Source organism: Streptomyces sp. NPDC096324 (assembly GCF_044763015.1).
Lineage (GTDB): Bacteria > Actinomycetota > Actinomycetes > Streptomycetales > Streptomycetaceae > Streptomyces.
Genome location: NZ_JBIWFK010000002.1, coordinates 802,605 through 816,894, shown reverse-complemented (window position 1 = coordinate 816,894; position 14,290 = coordinate 802,605). Strand labels below are relative to the sequence as shown.

Annotated in this window: 16 protein-coding genes; 10 read left to right on the top strand and 6 right to left on the bottom strand. The window is 71.2% G+C overall.

Annotated features, from left to right (window positions below):
- Positions 1 to 42: 42 nt before the first annotated feature.
- Complete coding sequence (locus ACIQ7M_RS07355) at positions 43 to 978, bottom strand: DMT family transporter (RefSeq protein WP_355773762.1); 936 nt, start codon at positions 976 to 978, stop codon at positions 43 to 45.
- Between the two features lie 75 nt (positions 979 to 1,053).
- On the opposite strand from ACIQ7M_RS07355, the gene ACIQ7M_RS07350 reads away from it, so the two are divergent.
- Positions 1,054 to 1,956, top strand: coding sequence for a LysR family transcriptional regulator (locus ACIQ7M_RS07350; protein ID WP_355773759.1), 903 nt, complete (start codon positions 1,054 to 1,056; stop codon positions 1,954 to 1,956).
- 131 nt (positions 1,957 to 2,087) lie between these two features.
- Here the strand turns inward: ACIQ7M_RS07350 and ACIQ7M_RS07345 are convergent, their stop codons facing one another.
- Entirely contained in the window at positions 2,088 to 2,555 is a 468-nt protein-coding gene (locus ACIQ7M_RS07345; protein ID WP_386985219.1) for a pyridoxamine 5'-phosphate oxidase family protein, read from the bottom strand.
- A 134-nt stretch (positions 2,556 to 2,689) separates the two neighbouring features.
- Here ACIQ7M_RS07345 and ACIQ7M_RS07340 point away from each other — a divergent pair, with 134 nt between their 5' ends.
- Positions 2,690 to 3,328, top strand: coding sequence for a cysteine hydrolase (locus tag ACIQ7M_RS07340; RefSeq protein ID WP_403640813.1), 639 nt, complete (start codon positions 2,690 to 2,692; stop codon positions 3,326 to 3,328).
- Positions 3,329 to 3,401: 73 nt separating this feature from the next.
- Here ACIQ7M_RS07340 and ACIQ7M_RS07335 read toward each other — a convergent pair whose 3' ends face one another.
- Positions 3,402 to 3,839, bottom strand: a complete 438-nt coding sequence (locus ACIQ7M_RS07335) for a Rieske (2Fe-2S) protein (protein ID WP_355773751.1) — start codon at positions 3,837 to 3,839, stop codon at positions 3,402 to 3,404.
- A gap of 221 nt (positions 3,840 to 4,060) precedes the next feature.
- On the opposite strand from ACIQ7M_RS07335, the gene ACIQ7M_RS07330 reads away from it, so the two are divergent.
- The 7 genes from ACIQ7M_RS07330 to ACIQ7M_RS07300 all read left to right on the top strand — a co-directional run bounded on the left by ACIQ7M_RS07330 (position 4,061) and on the right by ACIQ7M_RS07300 (position 10,321).
- A complete protein-coding gene (locus ACIQ7M_RS07330) occupies positions 4,061 to 4,834 on the top strand; it encodes a HipA family kinase (protein ID WP_403640810.1) in 774 nt (257 codons plus the stop codon).
- On the top strand, positions 4,831 to 5,214 hold the full coding sequence (locus tag ACIQ7M_RS07325; RefSeq protein ID WP_355773745.1) for a DUF3037 domain-containing protein: 384 nt from the start codon (positions 4,831 to 4,833) through the stop codon (positions 5,212 to 5,214). Before ACIQ7M_RS07330 ends, ACIQ7M_RS07325 begins: the two co-directional genes overlap by 4 nt.
- Before the next feature lie 203 nt (positions 5,215 to 5,417).
- Positions 5,418 to 6,179 (top strand): 3-oxoacyl-ACP reductase FabG, encoded by a 762-nt coding sequence (gene fabG, locus ACIQ7M_RS07320; protein WP_151470604.1) that lies wholly within the window; start codon positions 5,418 to 5,420, stop codon positions 6,177 to 6,179.
- A gap of 17 nt (positions 6,180 to 6,196) precedes the next feature.
- A complete protein-coding gene (locus tag ACIQ7M_RS07315) occupies positions 6,197 to 6,958 on the top strand; it encodes an SDR family oxidoreductase (RefSeq protein ID WP_389837457.1) in 762 nt (253 codons plus the stop codon).
- 252 nt (positions 6,959 to 7,210) lie between these two features.
- Positions 7,211 to 8,791: an ABC transporter substrate-binding protein gene (locus tag ACIQ7M_RS07310; RefSeq protein WP_403640805.1), complete on the top strand. Its 1,581-nt coding sequence runs from the start codon at positions 7,211 to 7,213 to the stop codon at positions 8,789 to 8,791.
- Between the two features lie 167 nt (positions 8,792 to 8,958).
- Positions 8,959 to 9,642, top strand: coding sequence for a uracil-DNA glycosylase (locus tag ACIQ7M_RS07305; protein WP_355768582.1), 684 nt, complete (start codon positions 8,959 to 8,961; stop codon positions 9,640 to 9,642).
- Between the two features lie 121 nt (positions 9,643 to 9,763).
- Positions 9,764 to 10,321, top strand: coding sequence for a hypothetical protein (locus tag ACIQ7M_RS07300; RefSeq protein ID WP_355768585.1), 558 nt, complete (start codon positions 9,764 to 9,766; stop codon positions 10,319 to 10,321).
- 27 nt (positions 10,322 to 10,348) lie between these two features.
- Here ACIQ7M_RS07300 and ACIQ7M_RS07295 read toward each other — a convergent pair whose 3' ends face one another.
- Positions 10,349 to 10,810 carry a hypothetical protein gene (locus ACIQ7M_RS07295; RefSeq protein WP_403640802.1) on the bottom strand — a complete coding sequence of 154 codons (462 nt, stop codon included), beginning with the start codon at positions 10,808 to 10,810 and terminating at the stop codon, positions 10,349 to 10,351.
- 243 nt (positions 10,811 to 11,053) lie between these two features.
- Between ACIQ7M_RS07295 and ACIQ7M_RS07290 the strand changes: the two genes are divergently transcribed.
- Positions 11,054 to 11,965 (top strand): Gfo/Idh/MocA family protein, encoded by a 912-nt coding sequence (locus tag ACIQ7M_RS07290; RefSeq protein ID WP_403640799.1) that lies wholly within the window; start codon positions 11,054 to 11,056, stop codon positions 11,963 to 11,965.
- Here ACIQ7M_RS07290 and lnt read toward each other — a convergent pair.
- Together lnt and ACIQ7M_RS07280 are read right to left on the bottom strand one after the other, a co-directional pair.
- Positions 11,883 to 13,469, bottom strand: coding sequence for an apolipoprotein N-acyltransferase (lnt, locus tag ACIQ7M_RS07285; protein WP_403640796.1), 1,587 nt, complete (start codon positions 13,467 to 13,469; stop codon positions 11,883 to 11,885). The genes ACIQ7M_RS07290 and lnt overlap by 83 nt on opposite strands.
- Positions 13,470 to 13,669: 200 nt before the next feature.
- Positions 13,670 to 14,155, bottom strand: a complete 486-nt coding sequence (locus ACIQ7M_RS07280; protein WP_403640793.1) for a nuclear transport factor 2 family protein — start codon at positions 14,153 to 14,155, stop codon at positions 13,670 to 13,672.
- Positions 14,156 to 14,290: the final 135 nt, after the last annotated feature.

The window sequence follows — 14,290 nt, the reverse complement described above, 5'->3', positions numbered from 1 at the left end:
CGCCCGGGTCGCCGGGCCGCGGCTCCGGGCGGGCCGCGGGTGTCACCGGCGCGGCTTCGCCTGGGTGAGGAACGCGCCCGCGAGGACGATCACCGCGCCCACCGGTGTCGACCAGGCAAGCGACTCGCCGAGGATCGCGACACCGGCGGCGGTGGCGATGACCGGGATGAAGTATGTGACCATCTGGGCCGTCGTCGGGCCGACCTCGGCGACGATGCCGTACTGGAGGAGCATGGCCAGTCCGGTGCCCAGGGCTCCGAGGGCCGCGATCGCGAGCAGCGGGACCCACGCGACATGGCTCGGGAACGTGGTGAACAGCGGTGTGACGAAGGCGAGCTGCGCGGTGGCCAGGAGCAGCTGGGCGCCGGTCATCGACAGATGGGAGTCGCCGGTGCCCGCCAGGGTCCGGCGGACGTATATCCAGCCGACCGGATAGCTCAGCGACGCCAGCAGGGCCATGGCCGTGCCCGTGGCATCCAGGCCGTGGAAGCCCTGCCAGACACCGAGCACCGTCAGGACGCCCAGGAAGCCGATGCCGAGACCGGCCACTCTGCGCCGGGTCGGCCGGTCCTCGGAGAGGGCGACCAGGGACAGGGCCATGCCCCACAGCGGCGATGTCGCGTTGCAGATGCCGGCGAGAGTCGAGGGGATCGTCAGCTCGGAGTAGGCGAAGAGGGAGAACGGCAGCGCGTTCAGCAGGAAGGCCGCGACCGTGAGGTGCCCCCATGTGCGCGCCCCGCGCGGCAGCCGCTCGCGCTTCACCGCCATGGCCGCCACGAGCACCGCGCTTCCGAACAGCAGCCGGCCGAACGTGACCTGGAACGGCGCGTAGCCGTGCGTGCCGACCTTGATGAGCAGAAAGCTGAAGCCCCAGATCAGGGACAGGACGCCGAAGCGGATCCGCCAGTCGAGGGCGGCGCGGCGGCGGGGTGCGACGCCGTTCGGGGTGACGGGGCGGGGAGAGGCGACGGTGCTCATGGGAGCAAGAATGCGGCACGACAATCTCGTAGCACAAGCGAGAATACTCAAGCGATATCTCGTAGTATTGCTTACATGTTGAATCTGGAGCGCCTGCGCACCCTCGACGCCCTCGCCCGGCACGGCTCGGTGAGCGGTGCGGCCGAGGGACTGCACGTGACCACGTCGGCCGTCTCCCAGCAGATGTCGAAGCTGGAGCGCGAGGTGGGACAGCAACTGCTCGCCAAGAACGGCCGGGGCGTGCGGCTGACGGACGCCGGACGGCTCCTCGCCGAGCACGCGGCCCGCATCCTGTCCCAGGTCGAGCTCGCGCAGTCCGACCTGGAGGCCCAGCGCGGGCAGGTGGCGGGCGAGCTCAGGCTGTCCGCGTTCCCGACCGCCGCACGCGGACTGTTCCCGGCGGCGCTCGCGGAGCTGCGTGCCGAGCACCCCGGACTGCGGGTGCGCTCCAGCGAGCTGGAGCCGGAGGCGGGGGTCGCGGGCGTGGTGCGCGGGGACCTGGACCTCGCGGTCGTGCTCGACTGGTACAACAAGCCGATGCCCCTGCCCGAGGGACTGGTGAAGGCGTCGATCCTGGACGACCCCGCCGATGTGGCGATGCCGGCCGGCCATCGGCTCGCGGGCCGCGCCGAGGTCGACCTCGGGGACTTCGCGGACGACGAGTGGATCACCTGGGCCGAGGGCGAGTTCTGCCACGAATGGCTGATGTTCACGCTGCGCTCCCAGGGCGTCGAGCCGCGCATCGGGCACCGCGCCGGGGAGACGCACACCCAGCTCGGACTCGTCGCAGCGGGACTCGGCGTGTGCGTGGCCCCGCTCCTCGGCCGCCGTCCGATGCCCGAGGGGGTCGTCACGGTGCCGGTCCGGCAGCGGGTGCGCCGCCATGTCTACGTCGTGTGGCGGGCCGACGCCGACCGCCGGCCCTCGATCAGGGCGGCGGTGGACGCCTTGCGCAGGGCCGGAGCGGCCGTCGAGTGACGGGCGGCGAAGGGCGGTTCGGCTCCGGCGGCATCGACGGAAGACGCACCTCCGGCCGCACCGATGGAAGGCCCGGCGCCGGCCGCGTCGACGGAAGGATCGGCTCCGGCTGCATCAAGGATCGGCTCCGGCTACATCGGGGGGAGCTTGCGGAAGTCCCACGAGGCGATCGCGGACGGTGTCAACCGCATCCACGCGTGCCGGCCGTCGTGCGGCATCTCCTCCAGGCCGAAGTTCTTGCGGGCGAACAGGATCTCGGGGACGTCGAGTTCGGCGCACAGCTCCCCGGTGCGGGGGAACTCGCCGACGAACTCCACCGTGCCGGACAGCTCGACGCCCCGCAGCTCCCCGTACTCCTCGCCGGAGTCGATCACCACCGCGACCCGGGGGTCGTTCCGCAGTTGCACCCACCGCTTGCTGCGCACCACGGAGTACAACCACAGCGAGGTGCCGTCCCAGGCGAACCACAGGGCGCTCACATGCGGGACTCCGTCCTTCGACACGGAGGCGACGCGGCAGGTGCGCTGGGTGGTGAGGAACTCGTCCAGTTCACCGGGGGTCATCATGATCTTCCGGCCCCTGCGCTGAGTGGCGGTCATACGGTCCCCTCGTGTTCTGCGTATCGGTATGTATCGAGATTCTGACGTTCCGTCAGAAAATAATGAGCCGTCTTCCGTCCTCGCGCAACGGTCGCTACGCTCCGCCGTCCCGACCCGGGACGACAAGGAGAGCCATGCCCTCGTTCGAGCACCTCAGCGAACTCCTCGACCCCGTCGGCACGGTACTGCTCACCGTGGAGTGCCAACAGGGCGTCGTGGGCCCGGACAGCGCGCTGCCCGAACTCGCCCAGGAGGCACGGTCGTCCGGAGCGCTCGACCGGATCGCCCGGCTGGTGGCCGCCGCGCACGAGAGCGGGGTGCAGGTGATCCACGCGGTCGCCGAGCGCCGCCCGGACGGCCGCGGCGCCAACCACAACGCCCGGCTGTTCCGGGCCGCCGAGCGACTGCCCGTACGGCAGACGACCGGCACGGCGGCGGTGCGGATCGCACCGCCCGTCGAGGTCGCCGACGAGGATCTCGTCGTGCGGCGGCTGCACGGTCTGTCGCCGATCTCGGGCACCGACGTCGACCCGCTGCTGCGCAACCTGGGCTGCCGCACCCTCGTCGTGACGGGCGTCTCTGCCAACATCGCCGTTCCCAACGCCGTGTTCGACGCGGTGAACCGCGGTTACACCGTGGTCGTTCCCGCGGACGCCGTCGCGGGGGTGCCCTCCGAGTACACCCCCGCGATGGTCCGGAACACGCTCGCGCTGGTCGCCACCATCACCACCACCGAGGACGTGCTGGCCTGCTTCGCACGCAAGCGGCCCTGACGTCGGCGTCGCGAGGAGACCGGCCACCGCGAGGAGACCGGCGGCGCGAGGGGGCGGCGACCGGTGCCGGCGGTCAGGCGAGCTTGATGGCGTCCCCTTCGACGGTGATGTTCGCGGTGGCGAGGCCGGTCGTCGCGGGCCCTTTCTTCACACTGCCGTCGGTTGCGGAGAACTGGCTGTTGTGACAGGGGCAGGTGATGACGTTGTTCGCGATGCCCTTGACCGCACAACCCTGGTGGGTGCACTTCGAGGAGAAGGCCTTGAACGTGCCCGCCGTCGGCTGGGTCACCACGACCCCCTGATCGGCGAAGACCTTGCCGCCGCCCTCCGGGATGTCGCTCGTCTTGGCGAGCTCCGTGCCGGCCGCGCCGTTGCCCGAGCCCACACTGTCCGAGGCCTTGTCGTCCGCCCCGCACGCGGTCAGCGCGACGGCGAGTCCAGCCGCGCCGACCGCCGCCACGACGGTGCGCCGGGCCGGTGCCTGTGCGGAGTGAAGTGATTCGCTGGTCATGCTGGCTTTCCCTTCAGCGGACATGATCTGCATCTGTCGAGAGGTACGGTCCACCAGCACGCGCTGTTCAGGCAATGGCGACTTCTTGACCTGATCCACAGCGTGCCGACAGCCGGGTGTGCGGCGGCCCGGGTCCCTCCGGCCCCGGACACAGGGCACCGCTTCCGGCGCCGTCACCGGGTCGCGTCCCCTGGGCGGGACCACCCCAGTAACCTGGGGCGATGCTCAAGGAAGTGAACGCCTCCCGCTACATCACGCCGTTGCGCGAGGGCGGCTCGCTGCCGGGACTCGTCGAGGCCGACGACCTCGGGACGTACGTCATGAAGTTCACCGGCGCCGGACAGGGACGCAAGACGCTCGTCGCGGAGGTCGTCTGCGGTGAACTCGCCCGCCGGCTCGGCCTGCGGGTGCCCGGCCTGGTCACGATCGGCCTCGACCCGGTCCTCGGGCTCGGCGAACCGGACCAGGAGGTCCAGGAGCTGCTGAAGTCTAGCGGCGGCCCGAATCTCGGGATGGACTTCCTTCCCCGTGCCATCGGCTTCGACCCGCTCGCCTTCGAGGTGAGCGCGGAGGACGCCGGCCGGATCGTCTGGTTCGACGCGCTCGTCAACAACGTCGACCGCTCCTGGCGCAACCCCAACCTGCTGATGTGGCACGGCGATCTGTGGCTCATCGACCACGGCGCCACGATGATCTGGCACCACCACTGGCCCGGAGCCGAGACCTCCGCCGCCAAGCCTTACGACATCTCCGACCACGCGCTCGCCCCCTTCCGACCCGACATCGCCTCGGCCGCCGCCGAACTGGCCCCGCTGGTCACCGAGGAACTGCTCGCCGAGGTCGCGGCAGAGATCCCCGAGGCCTGGCTGGCCGGCGAACCGGGCTTCGACACGGTCGACGCGCTCCGGCGCGCCTACGCACGGCCGCTGCTGGCACGCGCCGCGGTCATCCACGAGCGGATCAAGGGCCTCGACGGCACCGAGGGGGACAAGTGAACGGGCGGGACGTCTTCGAGTACGCGCTGCTGCGCGTGGTGCCGCGGGTCGAGCGCGGCGAGTGCTTCAACGCGGGCGTGCTGGTGTACTGCCGCGCCCACTCCTTCGTCGCGGCCCGTACCCATCTGGACGAGACCAAGCTGTTCGCGCTCGACCCGGACGCCGACGTGCAGGGCGTACGGGCCGCGCTGCGCGCCGTCGAGGGAGTCTGCGCCGGTGGACAAGCCGCTGGTCAGGCGGCGGGCGACGATGCCGGGCGGCGTTTTCGCTGGCTGATCGCGCCGCGTTCGACGGTGGTCCAGCCGGGGCCCGTGCACACGGGTCTGACGGCCGATCCCGCGGCCGAGACCGAGCGGTTGCTCCAGCTCCTGGTCAGGTAATGGATCACATGCGCGCGGTGCGCCGTTGACACCGGGTGCCAGGGCTTCTAGCGTCACGTCTGCTGAAGGTACTAAGCGGTCGCTCACCTGACGGGCGTACCGTGTGAGCCGCGGGTCCTCGGAGACCCCGAAGACTCCGCAAGGTTGTCGAGACAGCTTGGCCGGGCTTGAGCCGGCTTTTCCAAGGGCGAGGAGAACCAGCAATGTCCACCACTGAGCAGCGCGTCGCCGTAGTCACCGGTGCCGCGCGCGGCATCGGTGCCGCGACCGCCGTACGACTGGCCGCGGAGGGCCGCGCCGTCGCGGTGATCGACCTCGACGAGGCCGCGTGCAAGGACACCGTCGAGAAGATCACGGCCGCCGGCGGCAAGGCTCTCGCGGTCGGCTGCGACGTCTCCGACGAGGCCCAGGTGGAGGCCGCCGTCGCGCGGATCGCCGAGGAGCTCGGCGCGCCTACCATCCTCGTGAACAACGCGGGTGTCCTCCGTGACAACCTGCTGTTCAAGATGAGCGCGTCCGACTGGGACACCGTCATGAACGTGCACCTGCGCGGCGCCTTCCTGATGGCGAAGGCCGTCCAGAAGTACATGGTCGAGGCCAAGTTCGGCCGCATCGTCAACCTGTCGTCCTCGTCGGCGCTGGGCAACCGCGGCCAGGCCAACTACTCCACCGCCAAGGCCGGTCTCCAGGGCCTCACCAAGACCCTGGCCATCGAGCTCGGCAAGTTCGGCGTGACCGCGAACGCCGTGGCGCCCGGCTTCATCGTCACCGACATGACCGCCGCCACCGCCGCCCGCGTCGGGATGGACTTCGACGACTTCCAGGCCGCCGCCGCGACCCAGATCCCCGTGCAGCGCGTCGGCAACCCCGACGACATCGCCAACTCCATCGCCTTCTTCACCGGCGAGGCCGCCGGATTCGTCTCGGGCCAGGTGCTGTACGTGGCCGGCGGACCGCTCAACTAGACGCAGGGGAGACGCACATGACCACGCTTCCCGAACTCTCGGGCAACGTCGCGCTCATCACGGGCGCGAGCCGCGGCATCGGCTACGGCGTCGCGGAGGCCCTGATCGCCCGCGGCGACCGGGTCTGCATCACGGGCCGCAACGAGGACGCCCTCAAGGAGGCCGTCGAGACGCTCGGCGCCGACCGCGTCATCGCCGTGGCCGGCAAGGCCCACGACGAGGCCCACCAGGCCGTCGCCGTCGAGCGCACCATGGAGGCGTTCGGCCGCGTCGACTTCCTGGTCAACAACGCCGGTACGAACCCGGTGTTCGGGCCGATCGCCGAACTGGACCTCAACGTGGCGCGGAAGGTCTTCGAGACCAACGTCGTCTCGGCGCTCGGCTTCGCCCAGCAGACCTGGAAGGCCTGGCAGGGCGAGAACGGCGGCGCGATCGTCAACATCGCCTCGGTCGCCGGCCTCGCGCCCTCGCCGTTCATCGGCGCGTACGGCATCAGCAAGGCCGCGATGATCAACCTGACCGTGCAGCTCGCGCACGAGTTCGCGCCCAAGGTCCGGGTCAACGCCATCGCGCCCGCGGTGGTGAAGACGAAATTTGCGGCCGCACTCTACGAGGGCCGCGAGGCGGAGGCCGCCGCGGCCTACCCGCTCGGCCGGCTCGGCGTGCCCTCCGACATCGGAGGCGCCGCCGCTTTCCTGACCTCGCAGCAGTCGGACTGGGTCACCGGTCAGACGCTCGTGGTCGACGGCGGGATGTTCCTCAACGCCGGAGTCGAGTGACACGAGGACCGGTGGGACGTTCCCCGCGCGCGGGGAACGTCCCACCGGTCTTTTGTTGAAAGTTGACAAACAGTCTGCCCGCCCCGGGTCGCCCGGAGTTCGCTGTACGGAGTGTCGACGCGTTCACAACATGCTGACAACGTAGTCACATACATGCTGATCAAGTGCCCTGCCGGGGAAACACCGTTCCCCCGGCAGGGCACTGCGATATGGTCTGCCGACCCTTGGCACGGCAGATCCAGGAGCGTGTGCGTGTTCAACTGGAACCGATACCTGCGACAGCTCGCGGCGATCACGTCCATATCCCTGGTGGCCGCGTGCGGCGCCGTCTCCAAGGGATCACCGGCCGACGAGGGGCCGATCGTCGTGGGCACCACCAGCGCCCCCAGCACCCTGGACCCGGCGGCCTCCTGGGACGGATCGTGGGAGTTGTTCCGCAACATCTACCAGACGCTGCTGAGCTATCCGACCGGCGCGGTGTCCCCGCAGCCCGACGCCGCCGGGAAGTGCGGGTTCACGGATGGAACCAACACGGTCTACCGCTGCGAACTGCGCCCGGACATGAAGTTCTCCGACGGCGACCCGCTCGACGCCTCGGCCGTCAAGTACTCCATCGACCGGATCAGGAAGATCGGTGTGCGCGGCGGCCCCGCCGGTCTGCTCGGCAGTCTCGACCGGGTGCAGGCCCTGGGCGAGCGTGACGTCGTCTTCCACCTCAACAAGCCGGACGCCATCTTCCCGTTGGTGCTGGCCACGCCGGCGATGTCGATCGTCGACCCCGACCACTACCCGGCCGACGCCCTGCGGAAGGACGGCAAGGTCTTCGGCTCCGGGCCCTACACACTGCGCTCCTACACGGAGGACAGGCAGGCCGAACTCGTCGGGAACGAGCACTACGAGGGCTTCGCCAAGCGCAAGAACAGCGCGGTGACGATCCGCTACTTCCCGGACTCGGCCCAGATGGTCGGAGCTCTGAAGGCCGGGAAGATCGACGTCACCTACCGCGGCCTCGCCTCCTCGGACATCGTCGCCCTCCAGGGGCAGGGCGACCGGAAGGGCATCCAGCTCGTCGACGGAGCGGGCACCGAGATCAGCTATCTGGTCTTCAACCCCGAGGACCCGTGGGCCGGGAAGCCCGCCGTCCGCCACGCGATCGCCCAGATCGTCGACCGCTCGGCCATCGCCCACAAGGTCTACCAGGGCACCGTCGACCCGCTCTACTCGATGGTCCCCGCGGGACTGGCCGGCCACACCACCGGCTACTTCGACGAGTACGGCAGCCCCAGCCCTGCCAAGGCACGCAAGATCCTGCGCGACGCGCGCATCGACCAGCGCGTCCCGCTCACCCTCTGGTACACCACCGACCGCTACGGCTCCGAGACCGCCCCGGAGTTCGCCGAGATCAAGCGCCAGCTCGACGCTTCCGGCCTGTTCAGCGTCACGCTCAGGAGCCGCCCCTGGAAGACGTACGAGGAGGGCTACCGCAACGGCGAGTACCCGGTGTTCGGCCGCGGCTGGTTCCCCGACTTCCCCGACGCCGAGAACTTCATCGCGCCGTTCGTGGGGGAGCGGAACGCCCTCGGGACGCCCTATCCGACTCCGCGGATCACCGACGTCCTGCTGCCCGAGTCGCGCGGCGTGCGCGATCGCGGGGCGGTGGCCAAGCAGTTCGAGGAGGCCCAGAAGATCCTCCTCGACGACGCCCGGCTGCTGCCCCTGTGGCAGGGCAGGCAGTATGTGGCCGCGAACGAGGAGATCTCGGGCGGGGAACGGGCCCTGGACCCCTCGACGATCATGATGATGTGGGAGTTCGACCGCAAGACGAGCTGGTAGCGGGCCCGCCGGACCGGGTGGCGGAGGGGTCGGCCGTGTGCCTCCGCGGTGCGTCGCGGGGGCACACCGTACCCGTCCTTCGGCCGCGACGAGGGCCAGGAACCGATTGTCAGTGGGCGACGGTAGGTTCTTGTTCCGGAAGTCACCGCACATCGAAGGAAGTTGACGTGACCGATATCGCCATGTTGCCCGAGTCCTGGCGCGGCGTCCTGGGCGACGAGCTTCAGCAGCCCTACTTCAAGGAACTCACCGAGTTCGTCGAGGAGGAGCGCGCGAAGGGTCCCGTCTACCCGCCCCGGGAGGAGGTCTTCGCCGCGCTCGACGCCACCCCGTACGAGCGCGTGAAGGTCCTGATCCTCGGCCAGGACCCGTACCACGGCGAGGGCCAGGGGCACGGCCTGTGCTTCTCGGTCCGTCCTGGAGTCAAGACCCCGCCGTCGCTGCGGAACATCTACAAGGAGATGAAGGAGGAGCTGGGCACCCCGATCCCGGACAACGGCTATCTGATGCCGTGGGCCGAGCAGGGTGTGCTGCTGCTCAACGCGGTGCTCACCGTCCGCTCCGGCGAGGCGAACTCGCACAAGGGCAAGGGCTGGGAGAAGTTCACCGACGCGGTCATCCGCGCGGTGGCCGACCGCCCCGACCCGGCCGTCTTCGTCCTGTGGGGCAACTACGCGCAGAAGAAGCTCCCGCTGATCGACGAGGAGCGGCACGTGGTGGTGAAGGGGGCGCACCCGTCCCCGCTGTCCGCCAAGAAGTTCTTCGGCTCGCACCCGTTCACGCAGATCAATGAAGCCGTGGCCGCCCAGGGCCATGAGCCGATCGACTGGAGCGTCCCGGACCTCGGCTGACGGCCGGCCGCCGGCCAGGCCCGTCACCGGCCTGGCCCAGCGGCCCACGGGGGCGCCTGAGCGCGATTGTCACCGGCTCCGGTTAGCTTCGTGAGGGACAGTGACGAGCCTGGAGGACGCGGTGGCGGAGCAACAGGAGCAGGCGGCGCCGGACGCCATGACGACCCGGATCGGACAGGCCGTCATGCTGCACCACGCCGGGGACCGCGAGGAGGCCCGGGGCCGCTTCCTGGATCTGTGGCGAGAGATCGGGGACGGCGGCGACGCGCTGCACCGCTGCACGCTGGCGCACTACATGGCCGACACCCAGGACGACCCCGCCGACGAACTCGCCTGGGACCTGCGGGCTCTCGCGGCGGCCGAGGAACTGAGCGACGGCCGCGTCGCCGAGCCCCACCAGTCGCTCGCCGTCCGCGCGTTCTACCCCTCGCTGCACCTGAACCTCGCCGCCGACTACGCGAAGCTCGGTCGCTCCGAGGCCGCCCGGACCCATCTGCGCCGGGCTCGCGGCGCGGCCGGCGCCCTCGCCGACGACCGGTACGGCGACGGTGTCCGCGCGGCGATCGGCCGCCTGGAACTGAGGCTCCGGGACACCGGCGCCCCGGCGGAGGCCGGTGGATCCGACCGCTTCGAGGGACCCGGGGGCGAGACCCTGGGCCCGCCGAGACAGCGCCCCTGACGCCCGCGCCCCGTGGCGGGGCCGCTGTCAGTTTCCGTACGTCTTCGCGCAGAGGACCGCCTCCGGGCTGTTCGCGTTCCAGCCCCCGTACTTCCGGCCGAGGGCGCACACGTCCGGATGCTTCGGCACGACCGGGGCGGCGGGCGGAACGGCCGTACGGTGCCCCGGGCGCCGTGGCTCGGGACGCGGGGCCGGGGGGAGGTGGCGCGGAGGGGCCGGGGGTGCCACCGCCTGCGGCGGGGGAGTCACGCGGTGTCGGGCCGCCGTGTCGGGTGAGGGCTCCGGCGAGGGGCCGACGCGCTCCAGCGCCTCCCGGGCCGGTGCCTGCGCGATCCGGGACCCCTGCTTGTCGTCCGCATGCGGCGCGGTGCGCCCCGCCGGGGCGGCGGGCGGGGCGGAGGCGGACGGCCGCTGGACGGTCACACAGCCGGAGAGGGCGGTGACTGCCACGGCGACCAGGAGCGTTGCGGTCGTCGTCGTTCGATGCACCCGCGCAACTCTGCTGGTTCCAGAGGACTTCCGGGAAGCGGAGAAGCCCGGGATGCCCCACACGGGTGATCCTTCCGCTCCTCTGGTGGGCACGGGCATCGGCGAGCTGACAGGCTGCCGGGGCGTACGCCGCTCGGAAACCGGCACCACCCGCCGACCGTCGCCCCCGGGGGCCGACCGCCCAGGGACGGCGCGGCCGTATGCTTCCGACGGAACCCGCGTCGGCGAGTGAAGGAGACCCCTGTGAAGGTCGGCTGCATCGGACTCGGCGACATCGCGCAGAAGGCGTATCTGCCGGTGCTCGGCGTGCAGCCAGGGATCGAACTGCATCTGCAGACGCGGACACCCGCCACGCTCGACCGGGTCGCGGACAGTCTTCACCTGCCGCCGGGCCGGCGGCACGGCGATCTGGACGCCCTGCTTTCCCAGGACCTCGACGCGGCGTTCGTGCACGCGCCCACCGGGGCCCACCCGGAGATCGTCACCCGGCTCCTGGAGGCGGGCGTACCGACGTACGTCGACAAGCCGCTCGCGTACGAGCTGGGGGAGTCGGAGCGGCTGGTGCGGCTCGCGGAGGAGCGGAACGTCAGCCTCGCGGTCGGTTTCAACCGGCGCCACGCACCCGCGTACGCGCAGTGCGTCGAACACCCCCGCGAGCTGATCCTGATGCAGAAGAACCGCACGGGGCTGCCCGAGGAGCCGCGCACCATGGTTCTCGACGACTTCATCCACGTCGTCGACACCCTGCGCTTCCTGGTGCCGGGTCCGGTCGACGACGTGACGGTGCGGGCCCGGGCCGAGGACGGGCTGCTGCACCATGTCGTCCTCCAGCTCGCCGGGCACGGGTTCACGGCACTCGGGGTGATGAACCGGCTGAGCGGTTCGAGCGAGGAGATCCTCGAGGTCTCGGGCCAGGACACCAAGCGCCAGGTGGTCAATCTCGCCGAGGTGATCGACCACAAGGGCCAGCCGACCGTGCGCCGGCGCGGCGACTGGGTCCCCGTGGCCCGGCAGCGCGGCATCGAGCAGGCCGTCCTCGCGTTCCTCGACGCCGTGCGCACCGGAAAGGTGCTCAGCGCCCGGGACGCGCTGGCGACTCACGAGTTGTGCGAGCGGGTGGTACGAGCGGTTCAGGAGCGGTCCGCCGCAGTCTGAACGTGCGCGCGCCCTCCGCCACGCACAGCGCCGCCATCACCAGCAGCGCGCCGTGCACCGGCCAGTCGCCGAACCGGACGTACGGGGTGACGCCCCGGGCCAGCGGCACGTCGTACATCATCGCGTCGCTCGTGTCCGTGCCGAGCCAGGAGCCGATGCGCGCGCCGTCCGGGCCGTAGACGGCGGAGACTCCCGTGAGCGTCGCGTGCACCATGGGCCGGCCGGTCTCGGCGGCGCGCAGCGCGGCGAGCGAGGCATGCTGCTCGGGGGCCCAGCTCCGCTGGAACGACGACGTCGAGGACTGGGCCACCAGCACCTCGGCGCCGTCCTTGACGAGGTGGCGGCTCATGTCGGGGAACGCCGTCTCGAAGCAGATCATGGGGCCCACGCGCAGCCCGTGCCCGACGTTCATCACCACCTGTTCGGTGCCCCGCATACGGTCCTCGCCCGCGGCCTTGCCGACGGAGGTGGCCCAGCCGAGCAGGGAGCGCGCGGGCACGTACTCGCCGAACGGGACCAGCCGCATCTTGTCGTAGCGGTCGCCGGTCGGACCGTGCGGTCCCACCAGGACGGAACTCTTGTAGATGCCCGGCCGGTCCGAGCGGCGCGCGTCGACGTTCACCAGGATGTCGGCGCCGACCTCGCGGGACAACGCCGCGACGCGCAGCGCCAGATCGGGCCGGTCGGCCAGGTCGAAGCCGACGCTGCTCTCGCCCCAGACGACCAGGTCGGCGCCCTGGCCCACGAGTTGACGGGTCAGCGCCTCCTCGCGCGCGAAGCGCCGGTCACCGCTCGTGCTCCCGTCCACGACACCGGGCTGCACGACCGCGATCCGCACCCGGCCGTCGACGTCCGGGCGCGGCGACCACACCCAGGCCGCCGAGGTCGCGGCGGCCGTGGCGACCAGTCCGGCCACCGCGGGCATACGGGACTCCCGCACCGAGACCAGCACGGCGACCGCGATGTTGACCGCGACGACCAGGAAGCTGAGCAGCCACACCCCGCCGACCGAGGCCAGCCTCAGCGCTGGCTCCACCTGCCACTGACTCGACCCGAGCAGACCCCAGGGACCGCCCAGGCCCTGCCAGGACCGGGCGAGTTCGACCATCAGCCACCCGGACGGAAGGACGAGGAGGGCGGCACCGACCCGGCCCGGTGACGGCAGCCCGGCCAGGAACCGCCGGACGAGCCAGCCCCACGGAGCCCACAGCGCGCCGAGCAGCGCCGCTATGACCACCGTGAACACGTGCAGGCTCGGCAGCAGCCAGTGGTGCACGGCGAGCATGAACCCGAACCCGCCGAACCAGCCGTCGTACGCGGCACGCCTGGCCGTGGGGGCCGAGCGCGCGAGGAGGATCCAGGGCACCAGGGCCACGTACGCGAACCACCACCACGACAGGGCGGGGAACGCGAGCATCGGCAGCGCGCCCGCCAGCGCGGCGACGACATCGCGCCGCCAGGGGGAGACCAGCCATGGGCCGAACGCTCGGTCGGGCCTGTTCATCCTTCGCCTCCCTGCCCCGGGGTGTCTCCAGTGTGCGCGTCGGCGGCGATCTACGACAGGGGGCGTGGTGATCAGAAGGGGGCGCGTCGGCGGGTGGGCGCTCCCGGGCCGCCGGGGCCGATGGACCCCGGGGCGCGAGAGCTGGGCGGAAGGGCGGAGGGGGCGGAAGGGGGGGGCAGGCCGGCGCGGGTGCCGGTGGCTCAGGTCCGGGCGGGTGTCTGGCGGGGCTGCGGCATGCGGCGCCATTTCTCCTGGACGGTCACCTGGCGCAGCCGCCAGCCGTCCCCGGTGCGCAGCAGGCCGAACGCGTACCGGCCGCCGCACACGAGGTCGGGCGCGGTCGAGTCGCCGTCCTGCCCCGCGAACCGCATCGGATTGATGTAGTCCGCCCGCACCTCGGCCGTGTCGCCGGTGTCCTGGTCCAGGACGCCGAACCGCACGCGCCGGTTGACGATCAGATGCTGGCGCATCGCGAACAGGTCGAGGCTCCGCGCGAGCCACTCGGCGACCTCGGCGGCGTCGCCCTCGATGCCCCCGGCCGAGCGGTAGTCGGCGCGGCCCTTCGGTGCGTACAGCCCCCGGTATCCCTCCCAGTCGCCGTCGTCCACGGCCACCGCGTACGCGGTGACGATCTCGTCCACGGAGAACCGGTCCAGCACGGTCGCGAGCTCCACACGCTGCGTCATCGGCTCAGTGTTGGCCACTCCGCCTGCCACGCCAAGGGGCCAGGCGGGGATATTCGGTGTCCGGAAGGGGCGGGGACCCCGTACCGGGGTCCGTGCGGGTCTGCGATCGTGGGTGATTCATGATCGATCCGTGTT

Coding starts and splice junctions, on each gene's coding strand:
- ACIQ7M_RS07355 (WP_355773762.1), bottom strand. CDS start 978: ATGAGCACCGTCGCCTCTCCCCGCCCCGTCACCCCGAACGGCGTCGCA.
- ACIQ7M_RS07350 (WP_355773759.1), top strand. CDS start 1,054: ATGTTGAATCTGGAGCGCCTGCGCACCCTCGACGCCCTCGCCCGGCAC.
- ACIQ7M_RS07345 (WP_386985219.1), bottom strand. CDS start 2,555: ATGACCGCCACTCAGCGCAGGGGCCGGAAGATCATGATGACCCCCGGT.
- ACIQ7M_RS07340 (WP_403640813.1), top strand. CDS start 2,690: ATGCCCTCGTTCGAGCACCTCAGCGAACTCCTCGACCCCGTCGGCACG.
- ACIQ7M_RS07335 (WP_355773751.1), bottom strand. CDS start 3,839: ATGACCAGCGAATCACTTCACTCCGCACAGGCACCGGCCCGGCGCACC.
- ACIQ7M_RS07330 (WP_403640810.1), top strand. CDS start 4,061: ATGCTCAAGGAAGTGAACGCCTCCCGCTACATCACGCCGTTGCGCGAG.
- fabG (WP_151470604.1), top strand. CDS start 5,418: ATGTCCACCACTGAGCAGCGCGTCGCCGTAGTCACCGGTGCCGCGCGC.
- ACIQ7M_RS07315 (WP_389837457.1), top strand. CDS start 6,197: ATGACCACGCTTCCCGAACTCTCGGGCAACGTCGCGCTCATCACGGGC.
- lnt (WP_403640796.1), bottom strand. CDS start 13,469: ATGAACAGGCCCGACCGAGCGTTCGGCCCATGGCTGGTCTCCCCCTGG.
- ACIQ7M_RS07280 (WP_403640793.1), bottom strand. CDS start 14,155: ATGACGCAGCGTGTGGAGCTCGCGACCGTGCTGGACCGGTTCTCCGTG.